This window comes from Staphylococcus sp. NAM3COL9 (assembly GCF_001431205.1).
Lineage (GTDB): Bacteria > Bacillota > Bacilli > Staphylococcales > Staphylococcaceae > Staphylococcus.
Genome location: NZ_LGPC01000008.1, coordinates 65,544 through 79,236 on the forward strand (window position 1 = coordinate 65,544; position 13,693 = coordinate 79,236).

At 35.3% G+C, this 13,693-nt stretch carries 11 protein-coding genes; 8 read left to right on the forward strand and 3 right to left on the reverse strand.

The window, feature by feature from the left end; all coding sequences use genetic code 11:
• The first annotated feature begins 18 nt into the window (after positions 1-18).
• From ACA31_RS02135 to ACA31_RS02170, 8 genes are all read left to right on the forward strand, one after another.
• Positions 19-1,059 carry a TRAP transporter substrate-binding protein gene (locus ACA31_RS02135; protein WP_057511739.1) on the forward strand — a complete coding sequence of 347 codons (1,041 nt, stop codon included), beginning with the start codon at positions 19-21 and terminating at the stop codon, positions 1,057-1,059.
• Entirely contained in the window at positions 1,031-1,540 is a 510-nt protein-coding gene (locus tag ACA31_RS02140; protein ID WP_057511740.1) for a TRAP transporter small permease, read from the forward strand. Before ACA31_RS02135 ends, ACA31_RS02140 begins: the two co-directional genes overlap by 29 nt.
• Positions 1,537-2,832 (forward strand): TRAP transporter large permease, encoded by a 1,296-nt coding sequence (locus tag ACA31_RS02145; protein WP_057511741.1) that lies wholly within the window; start codon positions 1,537-1,539, stop codon positions 2,830-2,832. The genes ACA31_RS02140 and ACA31_RS02145 overlap by 4 nt, the downstream gene beginning before the upstream one ends.
• A gap of 15 nt (positions 2,833-2,847) precedes the next feature.
• Entirely contained in the window at positions 2,848-4,254 is a 1,407-nt protein-coding gene (gene uxaC, locus ACA31_RS02150) for a glucuronate isomerase (protein ID WP_057511742.1), read from the forward strand.
• A gap of 2 nt (positions 4,255-4,256) precedes the next feature.
• Complete coding sequence (locus ACA31_RS02155; protein ID WP_057511743.1) at positions 4,257-5,288, forward strand: mannonate dehydratase; 1,032 nt, start codon at positions 4,257-4,259, stop codon at positions 5,286-5,288.
• Positions 5,288-6,109: an SDR family oxidoreductase gene (locus tag ACA31_RS02160; RefSeq protein WP_057511809.1), complete on the forward strand. Its 822-nt coding sequence runs from the start codon at positions 5,288-5,290 to the stop codon at positions 6,107-6,109. The genes ACA31_RS02155 and ACA31_RS02160 overlap by 1 nt, the downstream gene beginning before the upstream one ends.
• A 204-nt stretch (positions 6,110-6,313) precedes the next feature.
• On the forward strand, positions 6,314-8,035 hold the full coding sequence (locus ACA31_RS02165; protein WP_082587034.1) for an ABC transporter ATP-binding protein: 1,722 nt from the start codon (positions 6,314-6,316) through the stop codon (positions 8,033-8,035).
• Positions 8,036-8,184: 149 nt separating this feature from the next.
• Complete coding sequence (locus ACA31_RS02170; protein WP_057511744.1) at positions 8,185-9,813, forward strand: ribulokinase; 1,629 nt, start codon at positions 8,185-8,187, stop codon at positions 9,811-9,813.
• Positions 9,814-9,899: 86 nt separating this feature from the next.
• On the opposite strand, the gene ACA31_RS02175 is transcribed toward ACA31_RS02170, so the two are convergent.
• The 3 genes from ACA31_RS02175 to ACA31_RS02185 form a co-directional block, all read right to left on the reverse strand.
• Positions 9,900-11,123: an Nramp family divalent metal transporter gene (locus tag ACA31_RS02175; protein WP_057511745.1), complete on the reverse strand. Its 1,224-nt coding sequence runs from the start codon at positions 11,121-11,123 to the stop codon at positions 9,900-9,902.
• A gap of 16 nt (positions 11,124-11,139) precedes the next feature.
• A complete protein-coding gene (locus ACA31_RS02180; protein WP_057511746.1) occupies positions 11,140-12,084 on the reverse strand; it encodes an agmatinase family protein in 945 nt (314 codons plus the stop codon).
• A gap of 163 nt (positions 12,085-12,247) precedes the next feature.
• Positions 12,248-13,492 (reverse strand): Glu/Leu/Phe/Val family dehydrogenase, encoded by a 1,245-nt coding sequence (locus ACA31_RS02185; protein ID WP_057511747.1) that lies wholly within the window; start codon positions 13,490-13,492, stop codon positions 12,248-12,250.
• Between the last annotated feature and the right edge of the window lie 201 nt (positions 13,493-13,693).

A 13,693-nucleotide genomic window follows, 5' to 3' on the forward strand; every position in this document is an offset into this window, starting at 1 on the left:
AAGGGGCGTAAGTCACATATGAAAAAATTTTTAACTCTATTTGTAAGCGCATTCTTTATAACAGGGATGTTAGCTTTATCACTTCCTCATACTTATATTAATGCGGAAGAGAAGAAAAAAGAAATTATGTTAGCACATAATCAGCCGACGAGCCATCCGGTTCATAAATCACTTGAGATTTTTAAGGAAAGATTAGAGAAAACATCTCATGGTCAACTTAAAGTTAACATTTATCCAAATGGTCAGTTAGGTAGTGAACGTGAAGCAATTGAAATGACGCAGACCAATGCAATACAAATGACTAAAGTGTCATCGGCAGCATTGGAAAGTTTTTCTCCAACATATTCATTGTTTAACATGCCATATCTATTTGAATCAGAAGAGAATTACCGTCATGTTATGAAAAAACAAGAAGTACAAGATGCATTTTTTAAATCTACTGGAGATAAGGGGTTTCTAGGGATTACATATTATGACGCGGGCGTACGTAATATATACACGAAGGATAAAAAAATTGAAGATAATAGTGACTTGAAAGGTTTGAAAATAAGAGTTCAACCAAGTAAAACGAGTGTTGATTTAATTAAGTCATTAGGTGGCACACCAACACCAATGGATTACGGTGAAGTATATACAGCGATACAATCAGGCGTGATTGATGCAGCTGAAAATAATGAAACTTCACTCACAACAAACAACCATGGTGAAGTTGCTAAAAATTATTATTATACGGAACACGCAATTGTTCCAGACATCTTAATAATGAACAAAGAAACATATGATGATTTAACGAAACAACAACAGAAATGGTTGAAAGATGCAGCGGCTTATTCTACTGAGAAACATGAAGTGATTTGGGATAAAGAAGTGAAAGAAGCTAAAAAGAAAGCGAAAGAAGACATGGGTGTGAAATTCCATAATGTAGATAAAACTTCTTTCAAAAAAGCTTCGAAGCCCCTACAAGATGAATTTAAAAAGAATCCGGATACAAAAGATGATTATAAATTAATCGAGAAGGAGGAGCGACTTTATGAAGAAAGCAAAAAAGATCATCGATAAACTCCTCCTCACGTTAGCTGGTATTGCACTTTTTGTAATGGTTATACTATCGGTTTATCAAGTTGCGACACGCTTTATCTTTAACAGTCCAAGTACAATGAGTGAAGAAATCGTTAGGTTCTTATTAATATGGTTTGGTTTGCTCAGTGCAAGTTATGTATTTGGCGTAAAACAACATATAGCTATTTTATTTATTCGAGAAAGATTTCCTGAAAAAATGCAACTGGCTATGGAAAAGATATCAGATATTATAATCATTATCATAGCACTCGTGCTCATGATTTGGGGTGGCTATGAAGTTGTGAATTTAACATGGTCACAAATTGCACCATCAACAGGTTTATCTATGGCAGCAATGTACGGTGCACTTCCTGTTTCAGGCCTCTTTATCATTTTTTATGCAATATATAACTTGTTAGATAAAGGAGAACTTGAAGCAGTTAAAGAAGGCAATCAAGAAGATGGAGGTGAGCGTGTATGACACTTGCAGCAGGATTAGTATTGTTCATCACATTCTTCGCTTTCTTGATATTCGGATTGCCTATCGCATTGGCGATTATTTTGAGTTCTATCATAACGTTATTAATGATATTACCATTCGATGTAACGATTATAACGGCAGCTCAACGTATGGTCACAGGTATTGATGATTTTACGATGCTTGCCATTCCGTTATTCGTCTTGGCAGGTATCATTATGAATAATGGCGGTATTGCTTTTAGATTAGTGAACTTTGCCAAAGTGCTAGTAGGAAGGTTACCTGGCTCACTGGCACATACGAATATTGTAGGTAATATGCTATTCGGTTCTATTTCAGGATCTAGTGTTGCAGCAGCAGCAGCGATGGGACGTATCATGGGACCAATGGAAGAAAAACAAGGTTATAAAAAAGAATACTCTGCAGCAGCAAACATTGCATCTGCGCCAGCTGGCTTACTCATCCCACCAAGCTCACTATTAATTGTTTATTCACTTGTGAGTGGTGGCACATCAATTGCAGCATTATTTATAGCAGGTTATATCCCAGGTATCCTATGGGGCATTGCGTGTATGATTGTGGCTTATATTATGGCGAAGAAACAAGGTTATAAAGTATCTGAACGCATTAGTTGGAAGGATAAACTATTTTTAACATTAGATGCTTTGCCAAGTCTGTTTTTAATCATCGTAGTCATTGGCGGGATTGTGTCAGGTGTATTCACAGCAACTGAAGGTGCAGCAGTAGCAGTATTATACGCTACAGTGTTGTCGTTGATATACAAAAGTCTGACGCTCAAACAAATACCTAATGTTATTAAAGAAACGGCAGAAATTAGTGGTATGATTCTGTTCTTGATTACAGCTTCTGCGCTATTTTCACTCGTGATGAGTTATACAGGATTACCTGAAGCCATTTCCAAGGGGATTCTTTCAATGACAGATAATCCAATCATTTTACTGCTAATGATTAACTTGATTTTATTAGTCATCGGAACATTTATGGATATAACACCAGCAGTATTGATTTTCACACCGATCTTCTTACCAATTTCAGAAGTGTTAGGTTTAGATCCAATTCACTTTGGTATCTTAATTGCATTTAATTTATGTATTGGTAATATCACGCCACCAGTTGGTAGTGCACTATTTGTTGGTGCAAGTGTTGGTGGGGTTCGTGTTGAATCTGTATTCAAATATTTAGTACCTTACTTTATCGCACTCATTATTTTACTATTAATCGTAACGTTCATTCCGCAAATTTCATTATTTCTTCCTAAATTATTAGGATTATAGAAAAGGGGCAATAACATGGCATTAATTAATGACAATTTTTTATTAAATAATAAAACAGCAGTAAAGTTATATCAAAAGGTTAAAGATTTACCAATTTATGATTTTCACTGTCACTTAGATCCGAAAGAAATTTATGAAAATAAAAATTATGAAAATATCACACAGTTGTGGTTAGCCGGAGACCATTACAAATGGCGCTTAATGAGAGCATACGGTATAGAAGAAGGGTTAATTACAGGTGATGCTGATGACTTCGATAAATTCAAAGCATTTATGAACATGCTACCTTATTCAATCGTTAACCCAATGTATCACTGGTGTTCACTTGAATTAAAACGCTATTTTAATGAAGAGATAGATTTAGATAAGGTGAATGTTAACAAGTTATATAAATCATTAAATCGTAAATTAGCGAAATCATCACATACACCACAAAATTTAATTAAACAAAGTAATGTCTCTGTAGTTTGTACAACGGATGATCCATGTGATGATTTGGAATATCACAAATTGTTAAATCAAGATAAAAAAGTAACGTTTAAAGTGATTCCTACGTTTAGACCAGATAGTTACATTTTCTTAAGTGAAACAACGGTTAAAGACAAGATGAGTCAGCTTGACCAAGCAAATGACTGCAAAATCAATGATTTAAACAGTTATATCGAAGCACTTAAAGCACGTGTCTATTATTTTAATAGACAAGGGGCAAGAAGTTCTGATCAAAGTTTTGAAAAAGCACCGTTGATGTATACGACAACAGAAGAAGCTACGTCAATTTATGAATCCATGATGAAGGGTGAAGTAGTTTCTGAAACGCAACAATACGAATTAGCGGGTTACATTTTAACTGAAATTAGTAAAGTATATAACCAATTAAATTGGGTCGTACAATTCCATTTAGGACCAACTAGAAATAATAATTCGAAAATGTTGGAAGTCGCAGGCACAGACAGTGGATTCGATAGTGTAGGTGAACAACTAAGCGCTAAAACATTGAATGCGATGCTAGACCATCTTGAACAAAACAATGCATTATCAGATACCATTATTTATCCTAATAATGGTAATGATCACCTTATGGTTCAAGCCACAGCAGGTAACTTTACTAACAGTGAACATAAAGTACAATTAGGTGCGGCATGGTGGTTTAATGACACAAAAGAGGGCATGGAACAGCACTTAGTGGATTATGCCAACGTTGGATTATTAGCTAAATTTGTAGGTATGCTTACAGATTCACGTAGCATGATTTCATATACACGCCATGAGTATTTCAGAAGAATCTTATGTAATTTCTTAGGAGATAAAATTGAAAAAGGCGAAATTGCATTATCAGAGGCAACGATTGAACAAATGTTAAAAGATATTTGCTATAACAATGCAGTGAATTTATTCAAAATAGAAGGCGTTAAGGAGGTATAACGATGGAATTATCATTTCGTTGGTACGGTGAAGACGATCCAGTAACATTAGAGAACATCAAACAAATTCCTGACATGAAGCACATCGTTTCTGCAATTTATGATGTACCTGTAGGTGAGGTTTGGACAAAAGAAAGAATTGCAAAATTAAAACAATCAATCGAAGCGGCAGGATTGAAATTTGAAGTTGTTGAAAGTTTACCTGTAAGTGAGGAAATTAAATTAGGTACAGATAAACGTGACGAACTGATTGAAAATTATAAGACATCATTAGTGAATTTAGCTGAAAATGGTGTTAAGACAGTGACATATAACTTTATGCCTGTCTTTGATTGGACACGTTCACAATTAGACTATGAATTATCAGATGGATCTAATACATTGATTTATAAGCATGATCAATTAAAAGATATCGATCCATTAACAACAGATTTAAACTTACCAGGTTGGGACGAAAGTTATTCAAGAGAAGAGATGAATCATTTGATTACGTCTTATCGTGAAACATCGGACGAGCAATTGTGGTCGAACTTGAAGTACTTCTTAGATGGTGTATTACCAACTGCAATTGAACATGATATTGATCTGGCGATACATCCGGATGATCCACCATGGCCTATATTTGGTATCCCACGTATCATTAAAAATAAAGAGAGTTATGAACGTTTAAGCTCTATAAATAGCAGTAAAAATAATGGTATTTGTTTCTGTACAGGATCTTTAGGCTCACTAGCAGAAAATGACTTACCAAGCATGATTAGAACATTTGGCGAGCATATCCATTTCGTGCATATGCGTAACGTGAAACGATTAGATTCACATTCATTCTTGGAAACAGGTCATTTATCTAAACATGGCTCAGTAGATATGAAAGCTGTAGTAGAAGCACTGCAAGATGTTAACTTTAAAGGCACAATCAGACCAGATCATGGACGTATGATTTGGGGCGAAACAGGTAAAGCAGGTTACGGATTGTTCGACAGAGCATTAGGCGCAACTTATATTAATGGTTTAATTGAAGGAGTGAGCAAATGATGACAAGACAATTTGAAGGAGTCAATGTAGTAATCACCGGCGCAACAGGTGTTATCGGGTCAACGTTCGTCAAAGGGCTTGTAGAAAAAGGTGCCAACGTAGGTATTCTAGGACGTTCTGAAGATAAAATTGTTGAATTACAAGATGAAATTGATAAAGAAAGAAAACAAACAGTCGCATTAGTGGCAAATGTGTTGGATAAAGATGCTTTAACGCAAGCGAAACTAAAATTTAACGATACATTTGGCGCAATTACAATTCTGATTAATGGCGCAGGTGGAAATAATCCAAATGCCACAACAAATGATGAAATGTATGATGAAAATGGTGATAAAACGTTCTTTGATTTAACAGAAGATGGTATTGATAAAGTATTTAAATTAAATTACACAGGTACATTTTTACCATCGCAAGTATTTGGTAAAGATGTCGTCTCATCTGAGGCAGGTACAATCATTAATATTTCATCAATGAACGCATTTACACCACTGACTAAGATTCCAGCATACAGTGGCGCAAAAGCATCTGTAAGTAACTTTACGCAATGGTTGAGCACTTATTTTGCAGGTCACATTCGAGTGAATGCAATTGCACCTGGATTCTTTGAAACAGCTCAAAATAAGGCTTTACTTAGAAATGAAGATGGTTCTTATTCAGAACGTGCTTCAAAAATTCTATCACAAACACCAATGAATCGTTTTGGTGTACCGGAAGATATTCTAGGCACACTTTATTGGCTGATGGATAAAGAATTAAGTGGCTTCGTTACAGGTATTGTTGTTCCTGTTGATGGTGGTTTCTCATCTTATTCGGGTGTGTAAAATAGTTATAAATTTAAAAAATAAACTCCTTAATTCAATTTAGATTAAGGAGTTTATTTTGCTTTGTAATATTTAAAAAGGTTATTTTTATAGATGTTATAAATATTGGTTAAATCACATTGATAATATGTATCTCTTAATCCATAATATAAGGCATGTGTAAAAAGTATGTAAAGTACGGCATTATAGAATAGGTGGGGTGTTGTGAAAGCATTTTTTAGTTACTACAAACCATATAAAGGTTTGTTTTTCTTAGATTTTGGTTCGGCAATTGTTGTAGGTTTGTTGGAATTAATTTTTCCACTTATTACAAGTATATATATTGATCGTTTATTACCTACAAATCAGTGGAATCTCATAGTGATTTTTGGAATTGTATTATTGTTTGTATTTGCAATTGAAGCGGTACTAAAATTTATCGTGACATATTGGGGACATAAGTTAGGTACGAATATAGAGCGTGATATGCGTAATGATTTATATAGTCATATTCAGAAATTGAATTTTAAGTATTTTGATAATCAAAAATCTGGAAAACTCATCGGCCGACTGACGAATGATTTGATGGATATTGGCGAAGCTGCACATCACGGTCCAGAAGATGTATTTTTATCTATCATGACGCTTATTGGTGCGTTTATCATCATGTTGGCGATTGATGTGAAATTAGCGCTCATAACGTTTTGTGTGGTGCCTATTGTTTTTATCTTAGCTATATTTTTCAGCCAAAAAATGTCTCGTGCATTTAAGAATTTATTTACAAATGTGTCACGTTTTAATGAATTAATCGCAGATAATGTGGGTGGCATAAGACTTGTACAGGCTTGTACAAATGAAGAACATGAGCGAAAGAAATTTAGAAATATAAATGATAATTTTAGAGCTACAAAATTAAAAGCATATAATTATATGTCTTGGAATATCACAATCAGTCATATTGCTCAAAAACTGACATTAATTATTGTTTTAGTAGTCGGAAGTTATTTTGTGTTGAATGGTGATTTATCTTATGGTGGTATCGTTGCATTTATCATGATCACCAATGTACTATTTAAGCCATTACAACAAATTAATATGATTATAGAGCTCTTTCCTAAAGCAATTGCAGGATTTAAAAACTTTAGAGAAATATTAAGCATTGATCCAGAAATAAAGGACGCACCAGATGCAGTTGGAATGCCGAGCAATCCTATGACGGTTCAATATAAAGAGGTAACATTTGGATATGGTGAAACACCAATTCTAAAAAAACTAAATTTAGATATTCAGCATGGGGAGAAGATTGCATTAGTTGGACCGAGTGGTAGTGGTAAAACGACAATCAGTTCTTTATTGCCAAGATTCTATGAAGTAGATGAGGGTGATATCTTAATAAATGGGCAAAGCATCAAATCGATTCAGTTAGCGTCACTACGTGCAGAAATTGGTGTCGTACAGCAAGATGTATTCCTATTCTCTGGTACTTTAAGAGATAATATTGTATATGGTCATTTAGAAGCAGACGAAACAGCAATATGGGACGCAGTTAGAAATGCGCAATTAGAAACGTTTATTAAAGACTTACCATTTGGTTTAGATACACGCGTAGGTGAAAGAGGAACGAAACTATCTGGTGGACAAAAGCAGCGCATATCCATCGCTAGAATGTTTTTAAAAGATCCATCAATTATTATTTTAGATGAAGCTACAAGCGCGTTAGATATAGAAACAGAAAATAAAATTCAATTGGCATTTAAAAAGCTGTCTGAAAATAGAACATCGCTTATTATTGCGCATCGTTTATCAACGATTAAAGATGTAGATCGTATTATTTTTATCAAAGACGGTGAAATCTTAGAAGAAGGTAGTCATGAAGTACTGATGCAACAAGATGGTCATTATAAACAACTTTATTTATCTCAGTTTAATGAAGTTGAAGCGTTTTAAAATGTTTTAGTATGATAGTGAGTATTATGGGGGTGGGAACACGAAATCAAATTTTGATTTCTGTCCTGCTCCCTTGTATTTTTATAGCATCTTAATTATGATTTAAGAAAGCGTTTTCTATAGTATAGAAAGATTTGGGGGATTAAAGTATGGCTTACAGCATAGGGATAGATTTTGGAACAGGTTCAGGTAGAGCTTTTCTTATAAATACAGAGAATGGTGAAATAGTAGAGCAATTTATTAAAACGTATACACATGGCACGATAGAAGGAGAACTTGGTGGTCAAAAACTACCTCAAAGTTACGCATTACAAAATGCGAATGATTATATGGAAGTCATTGAAGAAGGCATTCCAGTTATTTTAGCAAAAACGCAAATTGCTCCAAACGAAATTGTTGGTCTGGGTATAGATTTCACATCGTCTACTGTGATATTTGTGGATGAAAATATGGAACCCATTCATAATAAGCAAGGGTTTGAAGATAATCCACACGCTTACGTCAAATTGTGGAAGCATCATGGCGCGCAAGCCGAAGCCGATTTATTGTTTAAGACTGCGCTTGAAGAGAAGAATCGTTGGTTAGGATATTATGGCTTTAATGTGAGTAGTGAGTGGATGATACCTAAGATTATGGAAGTTAACAATAAGGCACCTGAAGTTATAGCAGAGAGTGCGTATATCATGGAGGCGGGGGATTGGATTGTCAATCGACTTACTGATCAAAACATCAGATCAAATTGTGGCTTAGGATTTAAATCATTTTGGGAAGCGGACACAGGATTCCATTATGATTTGTTTGATAAATTAGATAATGATTTATCTGAAATTGTAAGAAAGAAAGTGGAAGCGCCAGTCGTTAATATTGGTGAAACTGTAGGTAAGGTTAGTCAGATAATGGCAAGAAAAATAGGACTTTCACCAGAAACGCAAGTCAGTCCGTTTATCATAGATGCACATGCAAGTTTATTAGGGATAGGTTCAGAAAGAGATAAAGAAATGACTATGGTCATGGGCACAAGCACATGTCATTTAATGCTTAATAAAGAACAACATAAGGTGCCAGGTATTTCTGGCTCGGTTAAAGGGGGCATTATTCCAGATCTTTATGCATACGAGGCAGGGCAAACTGCTGTAGGAGACTTATTCGAGTATGTAGCTCAACAAGCGCCGTATGATGATGTGAAAGAGGCGAAGACACGCGATATTTCAATTTTTGAATTATTAAATGAGAAGGCCGCTAAACTATACCCTGGCGAAAGTGGGCTTATTGCACTAGATTGGCACAATGGGAATAGAAGTGTACTCAGTGATAGTAATTTGAGAGGTTGCTTATTTGGCATGGGATTACATACGAGACATGAAGAAATTTATCGTGCATACATGGAGGCAACTGCATTTGGTACTAAAATGATTATGCAACAGTATGAAGGATGGAACATGGAAGTAGATCATGTATTTGCTTGTGGTGGTATTCCTAAAAAGAATAGATTACTCATGGATATCTATGCAAATGTGCTCAACAAACGTGTAACAATTATTGATAGTGAATATGCACCAGCAATTGGCGCAGCTATTCTAGGTGCAATATGTGGTGGAGCGCATTTAGACTTTAGTGATGCGGTAAAAGCAATGAAAGAATCCGTATTATACACTGTTGAACCTCAACCGGAGAAAGTGAAAATATACAAAAAATTATTTGACGCATACCAATTACTACATGACCTACATGGTTATAAAAAAGCGAGCATTATGCGTGATGTTGCACAATTAATGTAAAAGAATTAAACATTTAATTAACAAAACCCCGAAGCTATATCAGAGATGATACGTTGGATTGGGGTTTTGTTATGTTAAATATTCATTTAAGCTGAAATGAAACTTGTTATGGCATCGATTAGACTGTAGATACCTAAGAAGGAAACAGTTAAGACAACGAGTCCTCCGATAATATTGAGCCAAAGTGTATTTACAAAGCGGCCCATTAAATTTTTCTTATTAATAATAATAAAGATAAGTATTGCAACAAGAGGTAATATCATACCATTTAACGCTTGAGCAATAAGTAAGACTTGAAGTGGTTCAAAACCAAGTGCTGAAGTAATAATGCCAATAATGATAATCACAACAAAGACAAGTTTATACTTCTTACTTTGCATGCCACCTTTCCAACCGAGTAAACTACTAATTGTTGCAGCGGCACCAGTTGGAGAAGCAATGGCAGATGACAGACCTGCAGCGAATAACCCAATACTAATCGCTATAGGTGCAGCATCGCCTAGTATAGGTTCTAACGGCCCAGCAAGTTGAATCACACTTGTTATTTCTTCACCTTTAATTAAAGTTGCTGCTGAAATTAATATTGCTGCTGAAATCACACCACCGACAGTAATTGAAATAATCGTATCCCAACGTGCAAATTTCAATTCCTTAACACCATTAAAACGTTCATGCACAGCTGTTGAGTGAATGAAAAAGTTATATGGCACAACGGTTGTACCGATTAGAGCGATAACAGTAAGAATAGAACCATCTGGTATTGTTGGAATAAAGGCACCTTTTAAAATGCCCATAACATCCGGTTTTATAGCAATCATCGTAGTGATAAATATAACGCCCATGATAACCATAAGTACAAGCATAACTTTTTCTAAAAATTTATAGTTACCAAATAATCCAATGAGTAATATAATGACACCGATAACTGGAGCAACCCAATTTTCAGGTAAATTAAGTAAGTAAGATGCACCAAGTGAGGTTCCAATTAAGTCACCACTAATATAGGCAGCACATCCAATGGTTACAGCAATGAGTGTGAACCACACGATGATAAGCTTACCGATTTTATTAGAGAATAAATCTTGAATCGCTTCTCCTAAACCTTCACGTGTAACGAGTGATAAACGGATAATCATTTCTTGCAACACGATAGTGGCGATGATTGAAAAGGCAACTGCCCATAGTAAACTATAGCCAAAGCTCGCGCCACCCTGAGTCATGGTTGTTACTGTACCAGGGCCAATAAATGAAGCAGTGATAATCATCCCTGGGCCAAGCGATCGTAAAATCTTACCCGTGTTTTTAAACATTTAACCACTCCTCAGATTATTTTAATTTATTTAAATAAGCGACGTGGCCAGCAAGTACGTATAATACTGCTGTAGAAACGAAATGGGCAGAATTTTGATTGGCATCTTTCATAGGATAAACTTCTACATAATCTATACCACATAGGCCGAGTGCACCAAATTCATGAATCATCGTTAATAATTCATAGGACGTTAGACCATTGCCATCGACAGGTCCACCTGGATTATAAGCAAAATCTAATACGTCACTACATATTGTTAAATATACGACATCTACATCGGCACTTGCTTGAGCATAGATGTCACGGGCAAACTGTTTTATGTTATTAGATTCACGAATATCATTGATGGTTATCGTCACCGCCCCGGCTTCTTCAGCGTAACGTCCTGTTGCTGGATGATTTCTCGGGCCGTGAATACCTGTATGAATAATACTTTCGTTACGTACACCCTCTGTTTCGTACAGCCTCATGAAAGGTGTATTACGGGCGTAAGCTTCACCTTCATAATCTGGCATATTGTCATAATGAGCATCTAAATGAATGATGCCGACTTTTTTACCAGTTTCTGTTAATGCTTTAAGAATGGGGTAAGTGACACCGTGTTCGCCACCAAAACCAACTAAAAATTTTTCACTTTTCCACAGTTTTTTAGTGAAATCTGTAATGTTATCATAGCTTTCTTTGTTATCTTGAGCGACAAACGGCACATCACCAACATCACCCATAGATAAATGCTCACTAATGTCTATGTGATTTAACTCAGGTAGATATTGACTGTAACGTGCAGAGGACAGTCTAATTTGCTTTGGACCAAGTTCTACGCCAGTGTAGTCTCCCCAAGTACTTTCACCTTCAAAAGGTACTCCATATACAATGACATCAGTATCTAAAGTATTTGATTGATTTAAATTTTTACTATTTAAAAAACATGGTGTATTACCATAAATGTTATTTTTCATAATTTATATCTCTCCTTTATTGTAAATAATTATATAGAGTATTTTTTTATTTTTCAAATAAATCAGAAAATTTAGTGATTTATTTGAAAATATGAAGTAAATATAAAAAAGCTGCACCAATCAAGGTGCAGCTTTTGAAAAGTATATTATTTAGCAAAATATTTTATGCCCAACCACGGAAACGTGTTGCTTCTGCAGTACGTTTGATACCTACAACATAGGCAGCTAAACGCATATCTAACTTTCTACTTTCAGCTAAATCATAGATTTTATTGAATGCTTCTACCATTTTTTCGCGTAGTAGGCGGTTTATTTCTTCTTCGGACCAATAATAACCCTGATTGTTTTGAACCCATTCGAAGTAAGAAACAGTTACACCACCAGCACTTGCAAGTACGTCAGGTATAATTAAGACACCACGTTCTGTTAAGATACGTGTAGCTTCTTTTGTTGTAGGACCGTTCGCTGCTTCTGCAACGATGCTTGCTTTAATGTCGTGTGCGTTCTCTTCAGTAATTTGATTTGATAATGCAGCCGGTATAAGAATATCACAATCAACTTCAAATAATTCTTTATTAGGGATAACACCATCAAATAAGTGTGTAACACGACCATGCTTTTCTTTAAGCTCTACAAGCTTGTCAACATCTAAACCATCTGGATCATGTAATGCACCATAACTTTCAGAAATAGCTACAATTTTTGCACCCATATCATGTAAGATTTTGGCGATAAAACTACCAGCATTACCGAATCCTTGAATGGCAACACGAGACCCTTTGATATCGATATTTCTACGTTTAGTAGCTTCTTCAATTGTTATAACAGCACCAAGGGCAGTGGCACGGTTACGACCTTCTGAACCACCTAGAGAGAGTGGTTTACCAGTGATGAATGCAAAAGCATTTGAGCGATTAATTTTACTATATTCATCCATCATCCATGACATGATTTGTGGGTTAGTATAAACGTCAGGTGCTGGGATGTCACTCGCAGGACCTACGAATTGTGATATAGCTCTAACAAAACCACGCGATAAACTTTCAAGCTCTTGATTACTCATTTGACGTGGGTCACAGATGACGCCACCTTTACCACCACCAAAAGGTAAGTTTGTAATGCCACATTTCATCGTCATCCACATTGCAAGTGCCTTAACTTCTTCTTTATTTACATCAGGGTGGAAACGTACGCCACCTTTAGTAGGTCCAACCGAATGATTATGTTGCGCACGGTAACCTGTAAATGTTTTAACGGTGCCATCATCCATACGAACAGGTATGCGAACTTCTAAAATTCTTAAAGGTTCTTTGATTAAATCATACATGCCATCGTCAAAGCCTAATTTATGTAATGCTTCTTTTGTAATTTCTTGGGTAGATTTCACTAAGTCATTATGTTCTGTCATTTATTTTTTTCCCCTCTATCTATTACTTTTAATATTTATAGTTACTTATATATAAATGTTATAGATAATGTGAGTGAAAATCAATACTAGAGTTTGAATTTTTACAAAAGTTTGAAAATTCAGTGAATAATCTGGTGAAATTCTCTTTGAAAACGATATAATCATTAAAGTCAATGTGTGAAAGCATAGTGAATTGATGAA